Annotated in this window: 21 protein-coding genes; 14 read left to right on the top strand and 7 right to left on the bottom strand. The window is 70.3% G+C overall.

All coding sequences use genetic code 11. The features are described from left to right. Positions 1-9: 9 nt before the first annotated feature. On the bottom strand, positions 10-1,359 hold the full coding sequence (locus QMG86_RS21245) for a diguanylate cyclase domain-containing protein (protein ID WP_281874383.1): 1,350 nt from the start codon (positions 1,357-1,359) through the stop codon (positions 10-12). Between the two features lie 276 nt (positions 1,360-1,635). Between QMG86_RS21245 and QMG86_RS21240 the strand changes: the two genes are divergently transcribed. Continuing rightward, positions 1,636-2,784, top strand: a complete 1,149-nt coding sequence (locus QMG86_RS21240; protein ID WP_281881052.1) for a beta-ketoacyl synthase N-terminal-like domain-containing protein — start codon at positions 1,636-1,638, stop codon at positions 2,782-2,784. 235 nt (positions 2,785-3,019) lie between these two features. Further along, positions 3,020-3,730: a sigma 54 modulation/S30EA ribosomal C-terminal domain-containing protein gene (locus tag QMG86_RS21235; RefSeq protein WP_281874381.1), complete on the top strand. Its 711-nt coding sequence runs from the start codon at positions 3,020-3,022 to the stop codon at positions 3,728-3,730. Between the two features lie 3 nt (positions 3,731-3,733). Here the strand turns inward: QMG86_RS21235 and QMG86_RS21230 are convergent, their stop codons facing one another. Further along, positions 3,734-5,290, bottom strand: a complete 1,557-nt coding sequence (locus QMG86_RS21230) for a sensor histidine kinase (protein WP_281874379.1) — start codon at positions 5,288-5,290, stop codon at positions 3,734-3,736. Between the two features lie 523 nt (positions 5,291-5,813). Here QMG86_RS21230 and uvrA point away from each other — a divergent pair. Beyond that, on the top strand, positions 5,814-8,765 hold the full coding sequence (gene uvrA / locus QMG86_RS21225; RefSeq protein ID WP_281874377.1) for an excinuclease ABC subunit UvrA: 2,952 nt from the start codon (positions 5,814-5,816) through the stop codon (positions 8,763-8,765). A gap of 55 nt (positions 8,766-8,820) precedes the next feature. On the opposite strand, the gene QMG86_RS21220 is transcribed toward uvrA, so the two are convergent. The 3 genes from QMG86_RS21220 to QMG86_RS21210 form a co-directional block, all read right to left on the bottom strand. Continuing rightward, the gene (locus QMG86_RS21220; protein ID WP_281874376.1) at positions 8,821-9,531 is read right to left on the bottom strand and encodes an alpha/beta fold hydrolase; all 711 of its coding nucleotides are present in this window, start codon (positions 9,529-9,531) and stop codon (positions 8,821-8,823) included. A gap of 506 nt (positions 9,532-10,037) precedes the next feature. Continuing rightward, complete coding sequence (locus tag QMG86_RS21215) at positions 10,038-10,379, bottom strand: DUF1844 domain-containing protein (RefSeq protein WP_039797319.1); 342 nt, start codon at positions 10,377-10,379, stop codon at positions 10,038-10,040. A 4-nt stretch (positions 10,380-10,383) separates the two neighbouring features. Then, positions 10,384-10,911: a DinB family protein gene (locus QMG86_RS21210; protein WP_281874375.1), complete on the bottom strand. Its 528-nt coding sequence runs from the start codon at positions 10,909-10,911 to the stop codon at positions 10,384-10,386. Between the two features lie 337 nt (positions 10,912-11,248). Here QMG86_RS21210 and infC point away from each other — a divergent pair, with 337 nt between their 5' ends. The 4 genes from infC (at position 11,249) to QMG86_RS21190 (ending at position 13,495) form a co-directional block, all read left to right on the top strand. Next, positions 11,249-11,914: a translation initiation factor IF-3 gene (gene infC / locus QMG86_RS21205; RefSeq protein ID WP_084823654.1), complete on the top strand. Its 666-nt coding sequence runs from the start codon at positions 11,249-11,251 to the stop codon at positions 11,912-11,914. Positions 11,915-11,976: 62 nt separating this feature from the next. Beyond that, the gene (rpmI, locus tag QMG86_RS21200; RefSeq protein ID WP_159845652.1) at positions 11,977-12,171 is read left to right on the top strand and encodes a 50S ribosomal protein L35; all 195 of its coding nucleotides are present in this window, start codon (positions 11,977-11,979) and stop codon (positions 12,169-12,171) included. A gap of 111 nt (positions 12,172-12,282) precedes the next feature. Continuing rightward, positions 12,283-12,663, top strand: coding sequence for a 50S ribosomal protein L20 (rplT, locus tag QMG86_RS21195; RefSeq protein WP_039797323.1), 381 nt, complete (start codon positions 12,283-12,285; stop codon positions 12,661-12,663). Between the two features lie 40 nt (positions 12,664-12,703). Then, positions 12,704-13,495 carry a TrmH family RNA methyltransferase gene (locus QMG86_RS21190; protein WP_281874374.1) on the top strand — a complete coding sequence of 264 codons (792 nt, stop codon included), beginning with the start codon at positions 12,704-12,706 and terminating at the stop codon, positions 13,493-13,495. A 499-nt stretch (positions 13,496-13,994) separates the two neighbouring features. On the opposite strand, the gene QMG86_RS21185 is transcribed toward QMG86_RS21190, so the two are convergent. Next, positions 13,995-14,570, bottom strand: coding sequence for a TetR/AcrR family transcriptional regulator (locus QMG86_RS21185; RefSeq protein ID WP_281874373.1), 576 nt, complete (start codon positions 14,568-14,570; stop codon positions 13,995-13,997). Between the two features lie 101 nt (positions 14,571-14,671). On the opposite strand from QMG86_RS21185, the gene QMG86_RS21180 reads away from it, so the two are divergent. The 6 genes from QMG86_RS21180 (at position 14,672) to QMG86_RS21155 (ending at position 23,272) form a co-directional block, all read left to right on the top strand. Beyond that, positions 14,672-16,099 carry a DHA2 family efflux MFS transporter permease subunit gene (locus QMG86_RS21180; RefSeq protein ID WP_281874372.1) on the top strand — a complete coding sequence of 476 codons (1,428 nt, stop codon included), beginning with the start codon at positions 14,672-14,674 and terminating at the stop codon, positions 16,097-16,099. Positions 16,100-16,527: 428 nt separating this feature from the next. After that, the gene (pheS, locus tag QMG86_RS21175) at positions 16,528-17,589 is read left to right on the top strand and encodes a phenylalanine--tRNA ligase subunit alpha (protein WP_281874371.1); all 1,062 of its coding nucleotides are present in this window, start codon (positions 16,528-16,530) and stop codon (positions 17,587-17,589) included. A gap of 33 nt (positions 17,590-17,622) precedes the next feature. Next, a complete protein-coding gene (pheT, locus tag QMG86_RS21170; RefSeq protein WP_281874369.1) occupies positions 17,623-20,130 on the top strand; it encodes a phenylalanine--tRNA ligase subunit beta in 2,508 nt (835 codons plus the stop codon). 757 nt (positions 20,131-20,887) lie between these two features. Then, positions 20,888-21,655, top strand: coding sequence for an alpha/beta hydrolase (locus QMG86_RS21165; protein WP_281874368.1), 768 nt, complete (start codon positions 20,888-20,890; stop codon positions 21,653-21,655). Positions 21,656-21,688: 33 nt separating this feature from the next. Further along, a complete protein-coding gene (locus QMG86_RS21160) occupies positions 21,689-22,207 on the top strand; it encodes a PspA/IM30 family protein (RefSeq protein ID WP_281874366.1) in 519 nt (172 codons plus the stop codon). Between the two features lie 42 nt (positions 22,208-22,249). Further along, the gene (locus QMG86_RS21155) at positions 22,250-23,272 is read left to right on the top strand and encodes a hypothetical protein (RefSeq protein WP_281874364.1); all 1,023 of its coding nucleotides are present in this window, start codon (positions 22,250-22,252) and stop codon (positions 23,270-23,272) included. A gap of 13 nt (positions 23,273-23,285) precedes the next feature. On the opposite strand, the gene QMG86_RS21150 is transcribed toward QMG86_RS21155, so the two are convergent. Continuing rightward, positions 23,286-23,786, bottom strand: coding sequence for a DUF3558 domain-containing protein (locus QMG86_RS21150; RefSeq protein WP_281874362.1), 501 nt, complete (start codon positions 23,784-23,786; stop codon positions 23,286-23,288). A 267-nt stretch (positions 23,787-24,053) separates the two neighbouring features. On the opposite strand from QMG86_RS21150, the gene QMG86_RS21145 reads away from it, so the two are divergent. Then, entirely contained in the window at positions 24,054-24,656 is a 603-nt protein-coding gene (locus QMG86_RS21145) for a GTP-binding protein (RefSeq protein WP_281874361.1), read from the top strand. Positions 24,657-24,827 lie beyond the last annotated feature (171 nt).

Genomic DNA, 24,827 nt, shown 5'->3' with positions numbered 1-24,827 from the left:
GCGGGCTCGTCAGGACGCGTGCGTGCTGTTCGGCCTGCGGCCCTTGGTGACGGTGCCTTCCCGCCGCCCGGGCGGTTTGGCCCGGTACATCGCCAGATCCGCGTCGTGCAGCACGGCCTCCGGGCTGCGCCGGTCGCCCACCTCGAGTTCGGTGACGCCGATCGAGGCGTTCACCTCGATCCGGTGCCCGCGCGCGATGATCGGCTCGGCCATGGTGGAGCGCAGCCTGTTCACCAGTGCTTCGATGTCGACGCGGCGGGTACGGCCGGACAGCAGGACCAGGAACTCGTCGCCGCCGAGCCTGCCGACGATGTCGTCACCGCGCAGCGCGCGCTGCAACCGCTGGGCGACGATCTGCAGCACGGTGTCGCCGATCGCGTGCCCGAGGGTGTCGTTGATCGCTTTGAACCCGTCCAAGTCGATGAACAGCACGGTGGACACCGGCAGCAGTTCCTCGGTGCTGGCCAGCGCGGCGGCCAGCTGGGACAGGATCAGCGAGCGGTTGGCCAGCCCGGTGAGCGAGTCGTGCGTGGCCTGGTATTCCAATTGTCTTCTGCTGGCGCGGAACTCGGTGATGTCGGCGAAGGAGGACACCGCCGACGAACGCGGGTCGCCGGGATTGAGCAGCCGGCTGCTGCCCGACAGCCAGCGGCGCTGGCCGTCCACCCGGTCGACGCCGAAGACGTAGCCGGTGATGGTCTCGCCCGTGGCCAGCGTGCGCGCCACCGGATGGCGGCTCGGCGGCAGGGGCTGGGCGTTCGCGTCCAGCAGCACCAGCGGCAGCGACTGGATGGTGCGCCCGATCACCTGGCGGTCGGGCCCCTCGGTGCCGAAGATGCGCTTGGCGGCCGGATTCATCGATTCGATCCGGCCCTCCGGATCGATCACCACGACGCCCTCCTCCAACTGGGAGACGACCGTGGTGAAGTAGTGCTCGGCTCGGCGCTGCGCGGCCTCGGCGTGGCGCTGGGCGGTGAGGTCGTGGATGACCACCTGGTAGGCGAGGCGGTCGTGCCAGGCGGTCAGCACCGACACCGTCTCCACCGGGACGGTGCCGCCATCCACCCGCATCAAGGTCATCTCGGTCGGGACGGAGGCCGCGCCCGCGGTGGTGAGGGTGCTGATCCGGTCGAGCATCGCGGGAACCGACGCGGGGTGGACGAAGTCGGTCAGCGGACGGCCGACGATCTCGTCGGCGTCCTCCGCGGCGAGCAGGCGGACGGTCGCCGGGTTGACGTAGACGACCCGGCCGCGCTCGTGCACGCAGATCCCGTCCGGGGTGTGTTCGACCAGGGAGCGGTAGCGCGCAGCCAGCTGTTCGGCGGCGTCGACCGCGGCGGCTAGCTTGTCGTCACCCACTCGAACCCCCGATCATCGACCCAATTATGGTCATTGGAACACGGGATTATTCTGGTATCGACGTGGACAAGATCACACCGTCCACGCTATTGCTTCGATCACAGTACCGGCACGTTCCCGGCCTGGATCCGGCGATCATGGCAGAGACCGGTTGCCGCGTCGAGAAGGGGCGAACCGCTCGAGCGTCCCGGGCAGCCGGCGAAGGAGCGATACATGCCGGGTGCCGACCCGAATACCGCCGCGCGGGTGCCTACTCCGCCGGGGCACGGAAATCAGATGACCATCGCCGGGATCGGCGCGATCACCGGCTACGGATGGGGGCGGGAGCGCCTGTGGGACGGCTTGCTCAGCGGCAAGTCGGCGGCGGCCCTGCGCTCGGGCTACGGGCCCGGCCGTGACGAGGACGCGTGGGTCGCGCTGGTGCCCGACGGCGGCGACCCCGAGGTGAGCACGAGCCGGTACGGCCGGGCCGTGCACGAGGCGGCGCGGGAGGCGGTCGCGGATGCCCGCGACCGCGGCTGGCGGCCCGGTCGCACGGTGGGCCTGCTGCACGCCATCGTGCTGGGGGACGTGGCGAACTGGCGCGACTTCTACCTCGTCGACGGGGGCAACCGCCGGTCCAGGGAGTACCTGCGGCTGTTGCCTTCGACGCCGGTGTCGATGCTGATGCAGGAATTCGGCTTCCACGGTCCGGCGATGAACGTCTCGGCCGCGTGCAGTTCCGCCAACGTGGCGCTGATCACCGCGAAGCTCTGGCTGGACGCGGGCATGGCCGACGACGTGATCTTCGTCGCGACCGACCTGTCCGCCACCCCCGACATGCTGGCGAGTTTCGTCCGGCTCGGCGCCGCGGTCACCGACGCCGAACCGATGGACGCCTGCCGCCCCTTCCAAGAGGGCAGCCGCGGGTTCAGCATGGGTGAAGCCTCGGTGGCGTTCGTGCTGACCCGGTCGGCGGATCGGCCCTACGCCGCGGTGCTGGGCGGCGCGATGTCCAACGACGCCTATCACGTCGTATCGGTCGATCCGGCGCACGAGCAGATCCTCGAGTGCACTCGCCGTGCGCTCGCCGCCGCGGGCGTCACCGCCGCGGACGTCCGTTACTTCAACGCGCACGGCACCGGGACCCGGCAGTGCGACGTGGCCGAGCACCATCTGATGGAGCAGGTGTTCGCCGACCGTCCGCACATCTACGCGCTCAAACCGCTGGCGGGCCACTGCCAGGGCGCCGCGGCGGCCGTCGAGGTCGCGGCGGCCGCGCTCGGCTACGACCGCGGCATCGTGCCCGCGGCCCCGATCGTCGCGCCCGCGCATCCGCGGCTGCTCGACGGCCCGGCGCCGTTCGAGGGCGGCATCACCGTGAAACTCTCGCTCGGCATGGGCGGCAACAACTCCGCGGTGGTGCTCGGCCCCGCTGGACCGTGATGCGCACGGGCAGTGCGTCATTCGACGCAGGTCGATCGAACCGCCAGGTCGTCGACGAGCCCGCGACCCGCCGGTGCCCAGCCGATGGGGACTTTCGGCCCTGTTCGCGGCACCGTGGCGGTGCTGGCATGGATCGGGACGGATCGATCTGGAAAGCGGGGCAATGCAGATGGTCTCATCGGGGCTGCGATGCGCATCGGAACAGTGGACGACGGCGGCCGGTCCGGAAGTGGTGGTGACCACGCGAGGGGAGGTGGCCGCCGTGGACGTCACGCGGGCGGTGCGCGCCGTCGCCCGGGTACTGCGCCGACATCATCTCGACGCGCCCGCCCGGGTGCGCCTGAGCGCGCCGCCCGACCCGGAGGCGCCGACGGTGGTGCAGGTCGACGTGCGCCATCTCGACGCCGTCATCCGGGTCCAGGTCACCGGGCCGCGCGGGTTCGCGGTGACCTTCGCCGCCGAGCGGCTCGACCGCCGGTTGGCCCGGATGGCCGCGCGAGAGGCGCGGGCCTGGCCCGATCCCGCCCGGCCTCCGCTGGCCCGTGCCGGTGCACCGCGTCCGATCGTCCGCCGTAAGCGGTGCGCCCTGTCCACCTGCACGCCGGCCGAAGCGGTCGCGGTGCTGGACGCCATGGATTACGACGCCCACCTGTTCACCGACGCCGAGACCGGTGAGGACGCGGTGGTGCACTGGGCGGCGCCGGGTGCGCGGCTCATCCGCCAGCGGGCGACCTATCCGCCGATCCGGTCGCCGCAGACGGTCCGGAGTGCCCCGCCGATCGTCGTGGACGCGGAACCCGCCGCCTGCCTGGCCCCGGTCGAAGCGGCGAATCTGTTGTGCCGCGAGGGATTGCCGTTCCTGTTCTGCACCGATCCGGGCAGCGGCCGCGGCGGGCTGCTGTACCGGCGCCACGACGGCGATCTGGCGCTCGTGGCGCCCTTCTGATCGTCAGGCAAGCGGCGCGGACCAGTGCACCCTGGTCCCGCCGCTCTCGGTCCGCCCCACTACGCAGCGGCCGTCGGACATGGTCGCGCGCTGCGCGAGGTTGGCCAGTCCGCTCGGTGTCACGTCCGCGGGCATGCCCGTGCCGTTGTCCTCGACGAGGACGGTCAGTTCGTCGCCGACGGTGATCTCGACGGCGAGCCGGTTGCCGCCGGAGTGGCGCACCGCGTTGCTGACCGATTCGCGCACCACGGCCTCGGCGTGATCGGCGAGCGCGTCGCCCACCACCGACAGCGGTCCGGCGAACCGCATGCTGGTCCGGAACGCGCCGCCCGCGGTCTGCTGGCGGACGGCGTCCTCCAGCCGCCGCCGCAGCGGATCGCCGCCGTGCAGGTCGAAGATCGACGTGCGGATCTCCTGCACGACCTCCTGCAAACCGTCCATTTCCGCCGAAAGCCGCCGCCGCACTTCGAGATCCTCGGTGCGCGCCGCCGTGGCGCGCAACCCCAGCCCGACCGCGAACAGCCGTTGGACGACATGATCGTGCAGATCGCGCGCGATGCGGTCGCGGTCGGCCAGCACGTCGAGTTCGCGCATCCTGCGCTGGGTCTCGGTCAATTGCATGGCCAGCGCCGCCTGGTCGGTGAACGCGGCGGTCAGCTCGACCAGCTCGCCGGGGTACGGCGCGCCGTCGGGCGGACGCGCGAGGATCAGCACGCCGAGCACGAGATCCGCGGTCTGCAACGGCAGCACCAGCGCGGGCCCTGCCGCGCCGACCTCGGCGCCGAGATCGTCCGGCCCGGCATCGGGCAGCTGCACCGGCGCGCGCCGCGTCAACACCGTGCCGGTCGCGGCGCCCGCGACGCGCAGCCGTTCGGGCCCCGGCCCCGGGCCGAACCATTGCGCCACAACCAGTTCGGTGGCTTCGTCGGGTGGCGTCGCGGGCGGCACCACGGCCAGCAGCGCCTGCTGGGAGCCGGTCAGCGCGCGGGCGCGCGCGACCACCTGCGCCAGCACCAGGTCCGGCGCCGTGCCCGCGAGGAATTCGGTCGCGATGTCGCGGGTCGCCTCGATCCAGGCTTGCCTGGTCCGCGCGGACTCGTACAGCCTGGCGTTCTCGATGGCGATGCCCGCCGCGGCGGCCAGCGCCAGCACGATGGCCTCGTCGTCCTCGGTGAAGGGTTGTCCCCCTGTCTTCTCGGTGAGGTAGAGATTGCCGAAGATCTCCTCGCCGATCCGCACCGGCACCCCGAGGAAGCTGCCCATCCGGGGATGGTTGGGCGGGAAACCCACGGAGGCAGGGTGTTCCGACAGGTCGTCCAGCCGGATCGGTCGCGGGTGCGCCAGCAACAGTCCGAGTACGCCCTGCCCCGCGGGAGAGCGGCCGATGTGGGTATGCGTCGCGTCGTCGACGCCCTCGAAGAGGAACTCGACCGGCCGCTCGTCGTGCCCGCGGACGCCTAGCGCCCCGTATCGGGCGTCGACCAGGCGGGTCGCGGTCCGCAGAAGGGCGCGCAACGTGTCGAGCACCGTAGCCGGGAGATGGGGGATGAGGTGCGTCATGGCGGAGTCGGGGAGGCCGATGGGGTGCGCACAGCGGGCTCAGTGTAGTCGGCGGCCGGTGCGTACGGCGCGGATTGCGCACAGCTTTCAGGGGCCGGGAGCAGGCGTTGCCGGAGGTATCGGCCCCCGAGCCGGTCCCCGGTCCGACCAGGTCGATCACCCCGGTGCGCGCCGTGTTCCGTCACACGGACGCAATGTGAACTCGAGTACCACCTGCCCGCGGCACCCTGGCGGCCCTGCTGCCGGTACCTTGTCGGTAGGGATACCGGCTGCCGCGGCCTGCGGTGCGACGGCGGCCAGGGGGAATGACCGGCGCTGCCGCGCTGTTGACCATTGGTGCCGGGAGGGCGATGCTACGGAGGCGTCCTGGCCTGTTTCCCGGCCCCATCCGTACCGTCCACCCGCCGGTGTTCCCGCCGTTCGTCGAGGTGACGGGCGGTCCGCGAAACTTGTCGGTGCCCATGCCTAGCATGGCGGCCGGGGGTATGTCTGGACGCCGAACACGAAGGAGAAGGGACGGCCTGTGGCGGAACGCCTCACTGTGCGCGGAGCTCGGGAGCACAACCTCAAGGGTGTCGATCTCGACCTGCCCCGCGACAGCCTCATCGTGTTCACCGGCCTGTCCGGCTCCGGCAAGTCGAGCCTGGCCTTCGACACGATCTTCGCGGAGGGGCAGCGGCGCTATGTCGAGTCGCTGTCGGCGTACGCGCGGCAGTTCCTCGGGCAGATGGACAAGCCCGACGTCGACTTCATCGAGGGCCTGTCGCCCGCGGTGTCCATCGACCAGAAGTCGACCAACCGCAATCCGCGCTCGACCGTGGGCACCATCACCGAGGTCTACGACTATCTGCGGCTGCTCTACGCGCGGGCGGGCACGCCGCACTGTCCGGTGTGCGGCGAGCTGATCGCCAAGCAGACGCCGCAGCAGATCGTCGACCAGGTGCTGGCCATGGAGGAGGGCATCCGCTTCCAGGTGCTCGCTCCGGTGGTGCGCACCCGCAAGGGTGAGTTCGTCGACCTGTTCGACCAGCTCAACACGCAGGGCTACTCCCGCGTGCGGGTCGACGGCGTGGTGTATCCGCTCACCGATCCGCCGAAGCTGAAGAAGCAGGAGAAGCACGACGTCGAGGTCGTCGTCGACCGGCTGGCGGTCAAGCCGACCTCCAAACAGCGCCTGACCGATTCGATCGAGACCGCCCTGCGGCTCGCCGACGGCATCGTGGTCCTCGACTTCGTCGACCGCGACGAGCACGCGCACGACCGGGAGCGCCGCTTCTCCGAGCGTCTCGCCTGCCCGAACGGTCACCCGCTCGACATCGAGGACCTGGAGCCGCGCTCGTTCTCGTTCAACTCGCCCTACGGCGCCTGCCCGGACTGCACCGGCCTCGGCATCCGCAAGGAGGTCGACCCGGAACTGGTGGTGCCCGATCCGGCGCTGAGCCTGAACGAGGGCGCCATCGCGCCGTGGTCGCGCGGGCAGACCGCCGAGTACTTCACCCGGCTGCTGTCCGGCCTGGCGGATTCCATCGGTTTCTCCATGGACACCCCGTGGCAGGATCTGCCCCTCAAGGCGCGCAAGGCCGTGCTCGAGGGCAGCGCCGACCAGGTGCACGTGTCCTACACCAACCGCTACGGCCGCAAGCGCTCGTACTACGCGGACTTCGAGGGCGTGATGCCGTTCCTGCAGCGGCGCATGGAGAGCACCGAGTCCGAGCAGATGAAAGAGCACTACGACGGGTACATGCGCGACATCCCGTGCCCGGTGTGCAACGGCGCCCGGCTGCGCCCGGAGATCCTCGCCGTCACCATCGCCGCGAACGGCGACAAGAAGTCCATCGCCGACGTCAGCGACCTGTCCATCGGCGAATGCTCGGCGTTCCTGAATTCGCTCACCCTCGGCGAGCGCGAAGCCGCCATCGCCGGGCAGGTGCTCAAGGAGGTGCAGGCGCGGCTGGGCTTCCTGCTCGACGTCGGCCTGGAGTACCTCACGCTGTCGCGCGCGGCCGCCACGCTCTCCGGCGGCGAGGCGCAGCGGATCCGGCTCGCCACCCAGATCGGCTCCGGTCTGGTCGGCGTGCTCTACGTGCTCGACGAGCCGTCCATCGGCCTGCACCAGCGGGACAACCGCAGGCTCATCGAAACCCTCACGCGCCTGCGCAATCTCGGCAACACGTTGATCGTGGTCGAGCACGACGAGGACACCATCCGTGCCTCGGACTGGGTGGTCGACATCGGCCCGTTCGCCGGTGAGCACGGCGGCACGGTGGTGCACAGCGGGCCCTACGAAGAGCTGCTCACCGATCCGAACTCGCTGACCGGGGCGTACCTGTCGGGCCGGGAGCGGATCGAGGTGCCGCTGGTGCGCCGTCCGGTCACCAAGAAGCGGCAGCTCACCGTCGTGGGAGCGAACGAGCACAATCTCAAGGGCATCGACGTCGCCTTCCCGCTCGGCGTGCTGACCTCGGTGACCGGCGTCTCCGGCTCGGGCAAGTCGACCCTGGTGAACGACATCCTGGCCACCGTGCTGGCGAACCGGCTCAACGGCGCTCGGCAGGTGCCCGGCAGGCACACCCGGGTCAACGGGCTCGACCACCTGGACAAGCTGGTGCAGGTGGACCAGTCGCCGATCGGCCGCACGCCGCGGTCCAACCCGGCCACGTATACCGGCGTCTTCGACAAGATCCGCACGCTGTTCGCGGCCACCACCGAGGCGAAGGTGCGCGGGTACCAGCCGGGCCGGTTCTCGTTCAACGTCAAGGGCGGTCGCTGCGAGGCATGCTCCGGTGACGGCACGCTGAAGATCGAGATGAACTTCCTGCCGGACGTCTACGTCCCCTGCGAGGTCTGCCACGGCGCCCGCTACAACCGGGAAACCCTCGAGGTCCACTACAAGGGCAAGACCATCGCCGAGGTGCTGGACATGTCCATCGAGGAGGCGGCCGAGTTCTTCGAGCCGGTCACCTCGATCCACCGCTACCTCAAGACACTGGTGGACGTGGGGCTCGGCTATGTGCGCCTCGGCCAGAGCGCTCCCACCCTCTCCGGCGGCGAGGCGCAGCGGGTGAAACTCGCCGCCGAGTTGCAGAAGCGGTCCACCGGCCGCACCGTGTACATCCTCGACGAGCCGACCACCGGCCTGCATTTCGAGGACATCCGCAAGCTGCTCAACGTCATCAACGGTCTTGTGGACAAGGGCAACACGGTGATCGTCATCGAACACAACTTGGACGTCATCAAGACCTCCGACTGGGTGATCGACATGGGCCCCGAGGGCGGCTCCGGCGGCGGCACCGTCGTGGCGGAAGGCACGCCGGAGGAGGTCGCCGCCGTCGCGCACAGCTACACCGGCCAGTTCCTGAAGGAGGTGCTGGACCAGCCACCCGCGCCACGGAGCGCCGCGAAGAAGGCTCCGGTGAAGAAGGCCGCGGCGAAGGCCGCCAAGCGTCCGGTGAAGAAGGCCGCGGCGGTCGGCTGATCCGTCGTCCGATGCGGCGCGGTTCCGGATGCTGCGGACCGCGCCGCTGCTCGCCTCAGCGGTTGGCGATGGCGTGGATCAGTTCGGCGAGTTCCTTCGGCTTGGACCACATCGGCCAATGCCCCGTGGGGAGGTCGACGTATTCCGCATCGATGCGGGCCAGTTCGGCGAACAGTGGGGCCTCCCCGTTGTCGCGCAGCTTCTTGACCAGATCGGCGGTCATACTGCTGCAGATCACGGTGGTCGGGACCGCCAGCCGGGCTGGTGAGTCGCTCAAGCGCAGCGGGGCGGCCGCGACGGACGCGGGCTGCGGCACCGCGCGCTCGCGGAACCGCGTCAGGACGGCGTCGTCCAGGCCCGCCAAGCTGTTGCCCGCGGCCTCCAGCTCCGGCCAGTCCGGCAGGGTCCACTCGCGCGCGGCGATGTCCAGTGCGGAATTGATGACGAAACCGTTCGGCAGCGGCGCGCTGTCGACGTAGATCGCCCGGCGGAACAAGCCGGGTGCGCGGTCGATCGCGAGATACGCGGGCGCCGCGCCGCCGGAGTGCGCGACGAGCACGACGGGCTCGCCCGCGGACGCCGCGTCGATGATCGCTTGCGCTTGGGATTCCAGGGTTGCCGACAACCGGTCGGGATCGGTGGCGTCCAGACCCGGCAGCGTCAGCGCCGATACCTCGTTGCCGCGCTGCCGCAGATCGGGTGCGACCTCGTCCCACGCCCATGCGCCGAGCCAGAATCCGGGAGCGAGCAGAATCCGAGTAGCCATGGGCTCACTGTGCCCTACCCGTTGGGAAATTTCCTAAACATCGTTGTCTCGAGGTGTGATTCGCGCACAATTTCCGGCCGCGCTTCGGAATTCCATAGGGCGCCGGGGATTCTCGGTCCTGCGGCACCTTCGGCATCCCGCTGGCAGTGGCACGCGACGCGGGCCGCGGTGGCACTGCCGCAGGGGTTTACGCCGAGGCGGGCGTGGATTTCGGCGAGCGCCTCGAGCAGCACCCGGTACCCGTCGCGGCAGCGATGCTCGCACGGACGCCGCACGGCCCGGCCTGCCCGCGTGCGTCGCGAGGTGCGCGCGGGACCTCGCCCACGGCGCCGCCCCGCTGACCGTCACCGAGGCGCAGGCGGTGGATCCGGTCGCGCGTGTCCCGACGCACACCGACGAACGCTCGCGGTCGGCGGCTCATCACTGTGCGATTCCGGCCATCGTCGCCCACCACCGCGACCGAGGTCCGGTGGGCGCGGTCCTCACACGACCCGCAGCCGAGCCGATCAGTAGACCGGGCCGGTGTACTTCTCGCCCGGCCCCTTGCCCGGCTCGTCCGGATGCGCGGAGGACTCGCGGAAGGCGCGTTGCAGCGACTGCAAGCCTTCGCGAATCGGCCCGGCGTGCGGGCCCAGGTACTCCACCGACGCCGTGACGAGCCCGGCCAGCGCCGTGATCACGCGGCGCGCCTCGTCCAGGTCGCGGCGCGGGCTGGTGTCCGGGTCCTCGTCGGCCAGCCCCAGCTTCTCGGCCGCCGAGCTCATCAACATCACGGCGGCGCGGCTGATCACCTCGACCGCGGGGATGTCGGCCAGTTCGCGGACGGAGGCGTCGAGCTCGTCAGTCATGTCTTCAGGCTAGCGACGCCGCCCGCAGCATCCGGAGGTGGCCGATCTCCGCGACATTCTTCATCAGCTCCGCGTTCACCCAGCCCGCCAGGTGGGCGATGGTCAATCCCGCGTCGGCGGGCCACGGGTAGGCGGACGGGCGGTCCAACTCGCTCTCGTCGAAACCGTCCAGCACGCGCGACCACTCGGTGTGCAGCTCGCGCAGCCGGGCGATGGCCGCGGCTCCGTCGCCGGGCCAGTGCACATCCTCCCGTGCGGGTGGGGTGCGACCCTCGGCGTGGTCGATGGCCGCGCCCCACCACCAGCCGATGTGCCAGGTCAGCCAACCGATCGTCGGGACGGGCACGGGGTCGGGTTCGGTGTCGGCCCAATCCGGGCGCCACACGCCCTCGGCGTCGGGGCGTACCGTCCAGGCGAGGTCGGCGGGTTCCCAGAGGAAGTCCTCCGGCGTGAGGGCGTCGAGGTGGATACCGGCGAGGGCCCAGGTCAGGTCGAACTGCCATCGCAGCAGGTCGCGGCGGGGTGAACGCACCGGGGGAGCCTGGCACGGGGACGGCGGCCGGGCAACCGATTTTGTGTCGATTCGGCGATAGCCGAACGGAATGTTAGACTTTCCGCTGACGACCGCCCCGGGCTTGCCCTGGGGCTGATAAGTGGAGCCCGACTCCCACCGTTGCCGACGAGTAATCGTACGGTCCAGCGGTCCGGTCGCCCGCCCTCCGAGGGCGGGTTTCTCGTGTCGTGGTTCTCGCGGAGAACCCGGCCACGAGAGTCGATCCGAGTTCTCTCGTGGTCGGCGATCGGTCGACATCGGGCCCCGTGCGCGGAATACCGCACCGGGGCCTTCGTGTTGAACAGGGGTTGCAGTTATTGCGCGCGGTCGTCTGACGACACCGCTTGACCTAGGAGGCCCCATCAGCACTGAGACCCGCATCAACGATCGCATCCGTGTTCCCGAGGTCCGGCTCATCGGGCCTGGCGGCGAGCAGGTTGGGATCGTGCGTGTTGAAGATGCACTACGCGTCGCCCTCGAAGCCGACCTCGATCTGGTCGAGGTGGCACCCGATGCCCGTCCGCCGGTCTGCAAGATCATGGACTACGGCAAGTTCAAGTACGAGACGGCGCAGAAGGCGCGCGAGTCTCGGAAGAACCAGCAGCAGACGGTGATCAAGGAGCAGAAGCTCCGCCCGAAGATCGATGACCACGACTACGAGACCAAGAAGCGCAACGTCGTTCGCTTCCTCGAGGCCGGGTCCAAGGTCAAGGTGACGATCATGTTCCGTGGACGTGAGCAGTCCCGCCCCGAACTCGGCTTCCGGCTGCTGCAGCGGCTGGCGTCCGACGTCGCCGACCTCGGCTTCGTGGAAACCTCGGCCAAGCAGGACGGTCGCAACATGACCATGGTTCTCGCCCCCCACAAGGGTGCGAAGACCCGGGTGAAGGCGCAGCAGGAGTCGGCCCCGCGCCCGGCGCCCAGCGCCGCCCCGGCCGGTCAGCCCGCTGCGGAGCAGGCCGAGACGGCCGGCCCGCAGTAACACCGATCAGAACACCGGCGGTCCGCCCCGACCGCCGGGACGACAGATAGAGGAATCCATCCATGCCGAAGATGAAGACGCACAGCGGCGCCTCGAAGCGATTCAAGGTGTCCGGCAAAGGCAAGCTGCTGCGCCAGCAGGCGAACCGTCGCCACCTGTTCGAGCACAAGCCCACCCGCCGGACGCGTCGTCTGGACGGCGTGGAGGTCGTCGCCGCCGCCGACGTCCGTCGCGTGAAGAAGCTGCTCGGTCTCTGATCGCGTCCCTGCGCAGACCGGCAAGCACACCGCGACCGGAGCATCTCCGTCGCCACCCCCGACCCATTTCCGGGCGCCGCCCCGCGCCCCCAGATCGAACAGGACTGACCAGTGGCACGCGTCAAAAGGGCCGTCAACGCTCAGAAGAAGCGCCGTTCCATCCTCGAGGCCTCCAAGGGCTACCGCGGCCAGCGCTCGCGGCTGTACCGCAAGGCCAAGGAGCAGCAGCTGCACTCGCTCACCTACGCCTACCGGGACCGCCGGGCGCGCAAGGGTGACTTCCGCAAGCTGTGGATCGCGCGCATCAACGCCGCCGCGCGGATCAACGACATCACCTACAACCGCTTCATCCAGGGCCTGAAGGCCGCCGGTGTGGAGGTGGACCGCAAGATCCTCGCCGAGCTCGCGGTGTCGGACGCCGAGGCGTTCGCCGGTCTCGTCGCGGTCGCCAAGGCCGCCCTGCCGCAGGATGTCAACGCGCCGGCCGCCTGAGTCGCAGTCGTTGGCACACGGACACTTTTCGGAACGACCCGTGGAAGCGCTCAGTGAGCGCAATCCGCGGGTCGTTTCCGCTGTCAAGCTGCAGCGCGGAGCGCAGCGTCGCAAGGCGGGCCGATTCCTCGCCGAAGGCGCCAATGCCGTAGCCGCCGCGCTGGAGACCACGCGCGTGCATGAGCTGTTCTATTCGAAGACAGCCGCCGAACGCGATCACGCGCTGATCGCGGGGGCGGCCGCGACGGGCGTTCGCACCACGCTGGTCAGTGATCGAGCGGCACAGCATCTCGCCGAGACCGTCACCGCACCGGGACTGGTGGCGGTGTGCGATCTGCTCGACGTGCCCTTGTCCCGGATCCTCGAGGCTCGGCCGCGCATGCTGGCCGTTCCCGTCGAGATCGCCGAGCCCGGTAACGCGGGCACGCTCGTGCGGGTGGCGGATTCCGTCGGCGCCGACGGCGTGGTGCTGGCCGGCGATGCGGTCGATCCACACAACGGCAAGTGTGTGCGGGCCAGCGCGGGCAGCATCTTCCATGTGCCGATCGCGCGGCACCGCGACGTCGCCGAGACGCTCGACTCGATCGCGGCGGCGGGAATCACGATCCTCGCGACCGCGGCGAACGGCGAAGTCGACCTCGACGACGCCGATGAACTGTTCACCCGGCCGGTGGCCTGGCTGTTCGGCAACGAGGCGCACGGTCTCGACCCGGCCGTCGCACGCCGCGCCGACCACCGCATCCGGATCCCCATCCGCGGCCGCGCCGAAAGCCTGAATCTGGCGACGGCCGCCGCGATCTGCCTCTACGCGAATTCGCGCGTCCGGTATTGAGCTGTGTTCGATTTGCCGCGCCTTCGGCGCGGCGTGTTCGCGGCCCCTTTGTGGCTCGCGTGTGCGCGACCGCCGCTTGCTCCTTCGTCGCTGACGCGGCGGCCGCGCACACGCGAGCCGGGCCGCGAACGGCGGATGCTCGGTCTCGCTTCGCTCGAAAGACGTAGTCGAGGTACGCCGGGCGCGTGGGGATGCCGGCTCGGAACGGGGTGCGCGCGGTGCCGGCCCAATTCGATCTGACCGCGGGGATCCGAGTCACATTCCCGAAGCCGTCGAAGAGATCCTGCGATACATGACGGTTGTGTACTACTTCGTCCGCACGGCGGTCGCCGATACGGTGCTCGGTGATGTGCCGCCGGTACTCCTGTGACTACTGGTGCCAGCGGGTTGATTCTCCAGCGTATGCGGCATTGCCTGTTCGCGCCGCTCCTATGGGGTGACCGCTCGCCTTCAGTGGCGTCGCCTTCGGGTTGTGCCGCTCATGACGTGGCCGAGGTCGTCAGTCGCCTCGGGCGATCAGGTCTTCCATGATCTCCGTCGCCCATGCGGCGGGCACCGCGTCCGGGCCCGCTACCCGCATCGCGCTCATCACGGTGAGGAGCATTCCGGTGGCGAGGAAGCGCCGCGCCTCGGTTTCCGATGCGCCCGTCAGGTCCCGGATCAGGTGGTAGATGTCGCCGAATCGGCTCCGGACCTCGTCGCCGATCTCCGGATCCGCGCTGGCGGCGAATCCGTGCAGCAGCACCTGGAGCAATTCTCGTTCGGCGAGGAAGTGGTGGTAGCCGTTGCCGAGGGCGGCCATCGCCGCCTCGGGGTCCGCCTCCGGCTCCGCCTCGGCCCGCGCGGTGCGGAAGATTTCCTCGATCCGGTCGCATACGCGATGCAGGGCCGCACGGAACAGGTTCTGCTTGGTGCCGAACAGCCGGATGACGTACGGCTGTGACACGCCGGAGCGCCGGGCGATCTCGTCGGTGCGGGTAGCGGCGTAACCGGATTCGGCGAACGCGGACACCGCTGCCCGCAGCACCTGCTCGCCCCGTTCGGAGGCCGTCATCCTGGTTCTGGTCGCCATCATGCTCCGTTTCCGCAGGTAATCGTGCTTTCACTTGACATGTTATCAGTCGATGCATACCGTTCTCCAGATAAGTTATCAGTCGATTACAACAAGGACTGGACATGACCGAGACTCTCCCCACCACCGCGCCGCCCGTCGGCGCGCCCGCGGCCACGATCGGCGGCCGCAGACTCGCCGCCGTGCTGGCCGCGGTCGGCATCCCGATGTTCATGGTCACGCTGGACAACCTGGTCGTGACGAACGCGCTGCCGGTGATCCGCACCGAGCTGGGCGCCTCGCTGGCCGACCTGCAATGGTTCGTCAACGCCTACACGCTGTCGTTCGCCTCGCTGCTGCTCACCGCGTCCGCCGTCGGCGACCGGCTCGGCAGGCGCCGGATCTTCCTGCTCGGCATCGCCCTGTTCACGCTGGCGTCGGCGGCGTGCGCGCTGGCGACCGGGCCGGGCCTGCTCATCGCGGCGCGGGCGGTGCAAGGATTCGGCGCGGCCGCGGTGATGCCGCTGTCGCTGACCTTGCTGTCGGCGGCCGTCCCGGAGCGGATGCGCAACGCGGCCATCGGCATCTGGGGCGGCATCGCCGGCCTCGGTGTCGCGCTCGGGCCGCTGATCGGCGGCGCGGTGGTCGACGGGCTGAGCTGGCAGTGGATCTTCTGGCTGAACGTGCCCATCGGGTTGGTCGTCCTGCCGTTCGCGGCGCGGGTGCTCGCCGAATCGCACGGCCGTGGCCGCCGCCTCGATCCGGTCGGCCTGCTGCTGTCGGCGGGCGGCGTGCTCGCGATCGTGTGGGGCGTCATCCACGGCGCCGACGACGGCTGGACCTCGGCGAGCGTGCTGTCCGCGCTGATCGGCGGCGCCGTGCTGCTGGCCGCCCTGCTCGTCTGGGAACTACGCGTGCCCGAGCCGATGCTGCCGCTGCGGTTGTTCCGCTCCCGGGCTTTCAGCGTGAGCAACGTGGTCGGCTTCGCCTTCTCGGTCGGCGTGTTCGGCTCGATCTTCCTGCTCGCCCAGTACTTCCAGGTGGTGCAGGGCTACAGTCCGCTGGAATCGGGCGTGCGCACCATGCCGTGGACCATGGCGCCGATGGTGGTCGCGCCGATCGCGGGCCTGCTGGTCGACCGAATCGGCGCGCGCACCTTGATCACCACCGGGCAGGTGCTGCTGGCCGTCGCGCTGGCCTGGATGGCCGCCGTCACCACGGTGGACATCGGCTACGGCTCGTACGTCGCACCGTTCGTACTGGCGGGCGTGGGCATGGGGCTGACCTTCGCGCCAGCGTCGACCATCGTGATGGCCAGCGCGGCTCCGGAGGACCAGGCGATGGCCTCGGGCACCAACAACACCGTCCGGGAGGTGGGTGTCGCGATGGGTGTCGCGGTGCTGGCGTCGGTGTTCGCCTCGTCGGGCTCCTACCTGGATCCGCAGAGCTTCGTGGACGGTCTCGTGCCCGCGGTCTGGGTGGGGGCGGCGATCGTCGGGGCGGGGGCGCTGACCTCGCTGCTGCTGCCGCGGCGGGTCACTGCGGCGAGCTGAGCCCGATCCGTGCGTCCCTGTCCGTGCTGTGCGCGGACAGGGTTCGTCGTCTGCCTGCGCGCCGCGACCGCGCCACAGTCGTCCCGCGCGCGTCACCCCATACGCAGTAGGCCCGATGACGTGCCCGCTCCGCGGCTCGGGGCGGATGACCATCGGCGCGTCGTACGCTGCGCGGCGGCCGGTTCCGCTCATCGTGCGGAGGAAACCCTGCGGGAGTAGCCGGCACATCACTCGGTGCGCCACGGCAGTGCGGCGACGAACACCGGGGCCTGCGCCGTGTCGAGGGTAATCCACGTGAAGGGCCTGCGGCCGATCCAATAGTGTGTAGTCGACGCAATAGTGTTCCGTGAACGCTAGGCCGTTCACCAGCAGCAGGGCGGGCAGGCGATCAGCTGTGCCCGCGAACCGAAGGGGAGAGACGGAGCATCGTGGCCGACGACATCGACGCAGGCGAGCAGAACGCAGCGCTGACCGAGGAGGCACTGGCCGCGGCCGCGGCGGCCGCCGAGAAGGCGTTCGCCGCTGCCGCCGACCTGGATGCGCTCGCGGTCGCGAAAACCGAGCACCTCGGCGGCAAGGCGCCGCTGGCTCTGGCGCAGCGGGCGCTGGGCAGCCTGCCCAAGTCGGAGAAGGCCGACGCGGGCAAGCGCGTCAACGTCGCCAGGGCCCGGGTGTCGGAGGCGTTCGAGGCCCGCCGTGCCACGTTGCTGGCCGAGCGCGACGCCGCGGTGCTGGTCGCCGAGACCATCGACGTGACGCTGCCCGCCGGCCGCGCCGCCGTGGGCGCCCGGCACCCGATCACCGTCATCTCCGAGCAGGTCGCCGACGTGTTCGTCGCGATGGGCTGGGAAGTCGCCGAAGGTCCCGAGGTGGAGACCGAGCACTTCAACTTCGACGCGCTGAACTTCCTGCCCGACCATCCGGCCCGCACCATGCAGGACACCTTCCACATCGCCCCGGAGGGGTCGCGCCAGGTGCTGCGTACGCACACCTCTCCGGTGCAGGTGCGCTCGATGCTGGAACGCGAACTGCCGATCTACGTGGTCTGCCCGGGCCGCACCTTCCGCACCGACGAGCTGGACGCCACGCACACGCCGGTGTTCTCGCAGGTCGAGGGCCTGGCGGTGGACAAGGGCCTGACCATGGCGCATCTGCGCGGCACGCTGGACGCGTTCGCCAGGGCGCTGTTCGGCCCGGAGACCCGGACGCGCATGCGCCCCAACTACTTCCCGTTCACCGAGCCCTCCGCCGAGGTCGACGTGTGGTTCCCGGACAAGAAGGGCGGTCCCGGCTGGGTCGAATGGGGCGGCTGCGGCATGGTGAACCCGAAGGTGCTGATCGCCAGCGGCATCGATCCCGAGGTGTACAGCGGGTTCGCGTTCGGCATGGGCCTGGAGCGGACGCTGCAGTTCCGCAACGGCATCCCCGACATGCGCGACATCGTCGAGGGCGACGTGCGTTTCACGCTGCCCTTCGGCGTCCGGTCCTGACCCCACCCTTCGATCGAGAGAGCGAAACGACAAGTGCGAGTAGCGCAGTCCTGGCTGACCGACATCATCCAGCGCACCAACCCGGAGTGGTCGGTGACGCCGGAGGAGCTCGACGCGGGATTCGTCCGGGTCGGGCTTGAAGTCGAAGAGGTCGACGAGCTCCGGCGGGTCGCGGGCCCGGAGGGCGGGGAGCCGCCGCTGGTGGTCGGCCGGGTCGCCGAGATCACCGAGCTCACCGAGTTCAAGAAGCCGATCCGCTTCTGCAAGGTGGACATCGGCAAGCCCGAGCTGCAGGAGATCATCTGCGGCGCACGGAATTTCCAGGTCGGTGACCTGGTGGTGGTGGTGCTGCCCGGCGGCGTGCTGCCCGGCGGGTTCGAGATCACCTCGCGCAAGACCTACGGCCACGTCTCCAACGGGATGATCTGCTCGGTCGCCGAACTCGGCATCGGCAAGGACCATTCCGGCATCCTGGTGCTGGAGCCGGGCACCGCCGAGCCGGGCGCCGACGCCAACGCGCTGCTCGGCCTGGACGACACGGTCATCGAGCTGAACATCACGCCCGACCGGGGCTACTGCTTCTCGGTGCGCGGCCTGGCCCGCGAATTGGCCTGCGGTTTCGATCTCGAATACGCCGACCCGGCGGTGCGGACCCTGCCCGACCACGAGCGGGAAGCCTGGTCGATCCGGGTCGAGCCGGATTCGAAGTGCACCCGTTTCGCGGCGCGCCGGGTCACCGGCATCGACCCGAACGCGGTGAGCCCGTGGTGGTTGCAGCGCAGGCTGCTGTTGTCGGGCGTGCGTCCGATCTCGCCCGCGGTGGACGTCACCAACTACGTGATGCTCGAACTGGGGCAGCCGCTGCACGCCTTCGACGCCGCCAGGGTGGCGGGCGGGCTGGTGGTCCGTGCCGCGCACGCGGGCGAGACGTTGCGCACCCTGGACGACGTGGAGCGCACGCTCGACGCCGAGGACGTGGTGATCGCCGACGATTCCGGCGTCATCTCGCTGGCCGGCGTGATGGGCGGGGCGAGCACCGAGGTCGGCGCGGACAGCACCGACATCCTGCTCGAGGCGGCCACCTGGAACCCGCTGCAGATCTACCGCACCGCGCGCAGGCACAAGCTGGTGTCCGAGGCGGGTAAGCGGTACGAGCGGGTCGTCGATCCGGAGATCAACGTCGCCGCGCTCGACCGGGCGGCCACGCTGCTGGCCGAGATCGCCGGCGGCACCGTCGAACCCGTGCTGACCGACGTCCGGGCCCCGCTTCCGGTGCCCGAGCCCATCCGGATCGACATCGACCTGGCCGACCGCGTCGCGGGCGTTACGTACCCGACGGGGACCTCGGCGCGCCGCTTGGCCCAGATCGGCTGCACCGTCGAGGTCGGCGTCAGCGAGGCCGGGCACGGCCAGCTGGTGGTGACCCCGCCGAGCTGGCGGCCGGACCTCGCTCAGCCCGCCGACCTGGTGGAAGAGGTGCTGCGGCTGGAGGGTCTGGAGCAGATCCCGTCCGTGCTGCCCGCCGCACCGGCCGGGCGGGGACTCACGGCCACCCAGCGTCGTCGCCGCGCCGTCAGCCGGGCGCTGGCGTTCGCGGGCGCTGTGGAGGTTCCGCCGCCGGTGTTCCTGCCCGCCGGGGTGTTCGACACCTGGGGCCTGGATGCCGACGACCCGCGCCGCGCCACCACGAAGGTGCTCAATCCGCTGGACGTGGAGCGCGCCGAGCTGGCCACCACCTTGCTGCCCGGTCTGCTCGAGGTGGCCGCCCGCAATATCTCGCGGGGCGCGCGTGATCTGGCGATCTACGGCATCGCGCAGGTCGTGCTGCCCGGAGCGAGGACCAGGGCGATCGATCCGCTGCCGGTGGACCGTCGCCCCACCGACGAGGAGATCGCCGAGCTGCTCGACTCGCTGCCCGAACAGCCGGTGCACGTGGCCGCTGTCCTGACCGGCCGCCGCGAGCCGCGCGGGCCGTGGGGGCCGGGCCGTCCGGTCGAGGCCGCCGACGCGTTCGCTCTCGCCGACGCCGTCGCGGACGCGGCCGGGGTGACCATCGAGCGCCGTGCGGCGGCACACCTGCCCTGGCACCCCGGCCGCTGCGCCGAACTGGTGGTGGACGGCACGGTCGTCGGCTACGCGGGCGAACTGCACCCCGCCGTGCTGGAACGTTCCGGTCTGCCGCCGCGCACCTGCGCCGTCGAACTCGACCTGGACGCGTTGCCGCTGCGGGAAGCCCGGCCGGTTCCGACTGTGTCGCCGTTCCCGGCGGTGCTCCAGGACGTCTCGGTGAGCGTCGAGAAGACGGTTCCCGCGGCGTCGGTGCAGGCCGCGCTGCGCACCGGCGGCGGCGATCTGCTGGAGGACATCGCACTGTTCGACGTGTACGAGGGCGCTCAGGCGGGCGAGGGACGCAAGTCGCTCACCTATGCCCTGCGTTTCCGCGCCGCCGACCGGACCCTCACCGAGGACGAGGCCAGTGCGGCGCGCGACGCGGCGGTCGCGGTGGCGGCTGACGCCGTGGGCGCGGTGCTGCGCGGGTGAGGGCCGTGGGCGCGGTGCTGCGCGGGTGAGGGCCGTGGGCGCGGTGCTGCGCGGGTGAGGCCGTGGGCGCGGTGCTGCGCGGGTGAGGCCGTGGGCGCGGTGCTGCGCGGGTGAGGCCGTGGGCGCGGTGCTGCGCGGGTGAGGCCGTGGGCGCGGTGCTGCGCGGGTGAGGCCGTGGGCGCGGTGCTGCGCGGGTGAGGCCGTGGGCGCGGTGCTGCGCGGGTGAGGCCGTGGGCGCGGTGCTGCGCGGGTGAGGCCGTGGGCGCGGTGCTGCGTGGCTGACGCCGTGGGCGCGGTGTTGTGTGGCTGAGGCCGTGGTCGCGGTGCTGCGCGGGTGAGGCCATGGGCGCGGTGCTGTGTGGCTGAGACCGAGTTCTCGTAGCGACAGAGGCCGTGCGGCTGAGCGCGTACGGCCTCGTTGTTACCCGCCCGCCGTCTTCCGGCGCTCGTTGTCGGACGGTCTAGTTGGCGCGGGTGTCCGCCGGTCGCGGCTGGGTCGCCCGGCCGAGGCGACGAGCGGCGTGCGGCGGCGAACGCGCCCGCGTTCGCCGATGCCGAACGCATCCGGCCAGGCCCGGGCATGAATCGTCGCCGCCGGTCGAAAGCGTCGCCCGTGAGGCTCGACGGTCGGCCGCCGCTTCGAGCCGATCTTCCGGTGTCGCCGTCGCCTCGGTCATGAGATCGAAGCGCGGTGACCCGCCGGTGTCCCAGCACCCGCCGGACCCGGTCTCTGCTCCCCAGGAGTAAGAACGTGGGCATGCGACATCCAGCCCGTCCGATCCTCAACGCGCTGACGTATCTGCCGGAACGGACGCTGCTGCAGACCCCGGCGCTGCTCGGCATGGCGTACACCGACCTGTCCCTGCGCACCCCGGACGGGGAAACGCTGCACGCGTGGTGGATGCCCGCCGCGCATTCGGTCGGGCACATCCTGTTCGCGCACGGCAACGCGGGCAATCTCGGTGACCGGGTGCCGATCTTCGCGTTGCTCACCGAGGCCGGCTTCGACGTGCTGGCCTTCGATTACCGCGGATACGGGCGCAGCACCGGCAGACCGACCGAGCACGGCACCTACCTGGACGCGCACGCCGCGCGACGGGCGTTGCTCGCCCAGCCGGGCGTCGATCCGAACCGGGTGCTGTACCTGGGCAAATCCCTCGGCGGCGGGGTCGTGCTCGAGCTGGCGCAGCATCATCCGCCCGCCGGGGTGATGCTGATGTCCACCTTCAGCGGCCTGCGCGATGCGGCTCGGTCGGTGTATCCGTTCCTGCCCGCCCCGCTGGTGCCGAACGCATACCCGAACGAACGCCGCATCCGCGCGCTGCGCGCCCCGGTGCTGATCATGCACGGCGACCAGGACGAACTGCTGCCGCTGCGGCACGCGCACCGGCTCTACGCCGCCGCGCCGGAGCCGAAACGGCTCGTCGTCTTCCCCGGGGCCGGGCACAACGATCTGATCGTCGTCGGCGGCTCGGCCTGGTACGACCTGGTGCGTGCGTGGGCGGGTGCGCTCGTGCGGTCGTGAACGGCGGGCGGTGCGCCTGCGTAGCCTGGCGGTATGAGCGACAACAGCGAAATCGTGAGCCGGTTGGCGGGGCTGTCCGACGCGGAGCTGGCCGGGGTCCTGCTGGTCGCCACGGCGGGGCGTCCTGGTTTCGCGGCGGTCCACGCGGCGCTGACCGGATTGTCGGAGGCTGGTGATGCGCGGGCCGCCGAGGATGTGACTCCTACCACCTCCGCTGATGCCGGTGCGTCCGCTCGGCGAGCTCCGGACGTATCCGGCCAGGTAGGCGGCAGTTCTGCGGTACCGGCGGTACCGGTACCGCCGCCGGGTATCGCCGGGGACCCCGCGAGCGGCGGATATTCGGCTTCCGGTGTTCCTACTTTCGAGTCAGTTCGCGATAAGGTCGAGCAGCGCTACGGCACCGCGCAGGGGATGGGCGAACTCGACCGGCAGACTCCAGCGGGCCGCAGCGTGGACGAACAATGGCAGGCACGCGAGAAGGCCGCGCGTGAGCGCCTGGATCGGATCCGGAAATCGTTGCACGGCAACGACATCGACCCGCACCAGCCGTGAGCCGGGCCGGGCGCGCCGGACAACAGTGATGGGTGGAATGCGATGAGCGAGCCGCGTGAGATCGCCGAACGGTTACTGGACGCCCAGGTGGAATTCCTGCTCGCGGAGGTGACCGGCGAACGTTTCGCCGAGGTGATCGCGCGCGATACCGAGGCCGTGCTCGGAGTCGCCGACACGCTCGTTTTCCGGGACGTCGTGGAGATCGAGCAGGCCAAGCAGACCGTCCGCACCGTCGTCGAGCTGATCGGCGGCAGTCCGGTGTTCGCCGACATGGTCGGCGTATTCGCCGACTCCATCTACGACCACATCGCCGCCAACGACGAGTACACCCTCGGCGAGGTGGTCGATCGCGAGCCGGTCGAGGCACTGCTGGAGAAGATCTTCGGCATGCACCAGGCGCAGGAGCGCATTCTGGACCGGCTCACCGAGAGCCCGCTGGTGGCCACCGTCGCGTCGAAGTTCGTGGACAAGCTGATCAACGACTTCATGCAGGCCAACCGGGAGCGCGCCGAGAAGATCCCCGGCGTCTCCTCGCTGATGTCGCTGGGCCAGTCGGCGGCCAATCGCGCCAAGAAGGTCGCCGCCGACAGCACGTTCGTCGGCGATCTGGCGGGCAAGGGCGCGCTGTTCGCGCTCAAGCGCACCAACAACGCCATTCGCGAGATGCTGCGCGACGCGCCGGTGCACGCCGCCGCGATGGAGTTCTGGGATCTGCACGCCGACGAACCGGTCAGCGGCCTGCGCGAATACCTCAGCCGGAAGGACCTCAACGAGCTGGTGCTGCTGTGCTACGAGATCGCCGTCACCACCCGCGAGAAGGAATACTTCGGCCTGCTCCTGGACGAGTGTGTGGAGGTGTTCTTCACCAAGTACGGGGATTACACCTTGGCGGCCATGCTGCCCGAACTCGGCCTCACCGGTGACGACATCATGCAGGAGATCCTCCGGTACGGACCGGCGGTCATCGAGGGCGCGAAGCGGGAGGGAGTGCTCGCCGGGTTGATCCGTGAGCGCCTCGCCCCCTTCTACACCTCCGACAAGGTGCTCGACATCCTCGGTGGCTGAGGTCGCATACCGGTCATCTCGGCAGGGTGGGGACGATCGCTTCGCCGACGGTCGCGAGGCGTTCGCAGGGGTTCTGCTCGGCGGTCTTGTTGACCAGCGTCAGTTGCAGCAGGCCTTGGCGAGCGGGGAAGAGCACGTCGCACATCTGGTCCTTGGCGGCGTCGTCGACGCGGAACTGCCGTCCGGTGCGCCCGCCGATCGTGACGTCCTGGAAATCGACATTGCCCGGTTTGCGCTCGAACTCGGCCACGGACATGCCGTTGGAGAACACGCCGAGGGTGAAGTCGGCGCCCTTCCAGCCGCAGATCTCCCAGCCGGGCTGCTCGACCCCGCCGACGCCGACCTGCTTGCTCGCCGGATCGAGGCCCGCGCTCGTCAGCGCGGAGTCGGGGATGCCGGTGCAGGGATCGAACAGCTGGGTGGCGGTGCTCGCGGCCTGCGTGGTGGTGGTCGCCGGTGCCCCGCCGGACTCGTCGCCGCACGAGGCCGCTCCGAGCACAAGTGCTATTGCCAAGGGAACCAACGTGATTCGGTGCGCCATCCAGCCCTCTTGCCCTCCGGTGTGTCGCGCCGGACTGTATCAGAGTCGCACCGCGAGGTTTCGCGGCGGGCGAGGACGGGTACCACGTTTCTCGTGCGGCTGTGCCGGCGGTCGCATTTCCATCGCCGAAATCGGTACCGCGCTGGAAGTCTCGATCGGGGTCGGCAAGCCGTCGTCCGCGACCGGGCCGCCCGACACGTGATGTGCGCGTCGCCGTTGCCATCGAGAGGATCAGCGCCATTGTCCTGGCACTGCGACACGCGAAAGCAGACCATGCCGTCCTCGGTGAAGATCGTGGTGAGCGGCGGACTCGGCGCCGGGAAGACGACGTTCGTCGGGGCCGTCTCCGAGATCGGCCCGCTGGTGACCCAGGCGGAGACGGCCGAGCCGATCGTCGTCCTGGACGATCCGGAGCGCCGGGCGGACTGGAAGCCGACCACCGTCCCCGTCGACGTGGGGCGGATCGACCTGGACAGCTCCCTACTGCTGTACCTGTTCGGCGCGCCGGGGGCGGGTGATCTCGCCTGGCTCTGGGACGATTTGGCCGACGGCGCGCTCGGCGCGGTCATCATGGTGGACACCGGCCGCGTCCACGACTGCCATCCCGTGCTGGACTATTGCGCGCGACACGGCACGCCCTTCGTGGTCGCGGTCAACCACGCCCGCGGCGGCGCCCACGCCGACCTCGGCGAGGTGCGTGCGGCGCTCGCACTCGCGGACTGGATCCCCGTCCTGGAATGCGATGCGAAGCGACGGGATTCGGTGAAAGACGTTTTGGTCGCACTGCTCGAACAGGTGCTGGCGCACCGGGCGGATCACCTCGTCGCCAGAAACGCGGGCTGAGCGGAGTGCTTCGGCGGCGGCCGGAAACTCGGGTCTCGCCGCCGACGAATTCGCCGCGCGCCCGTTCTATCGGAGTCGCCCGAAGGTTCGCGGCGGGCGAAGGTGGATACGAGCCAACGGGTTCGGCGTCCGCTCGCGTGCGCACGGGTGTCGGTTTGTCGTGCTCGTAAC

The organism is Nocardia sputorum, from assembly GCF_027924405.1.
Classification (GTDB): Bacteria; Actinomycetota; Actinomycetes; order Mycobacteriales; family Mycobacteriaceae; genus Nocardia; species Nocardia sputorum.
This window is presented reverse-complemented; position numbering and strand designations above follow the sequence as displayed.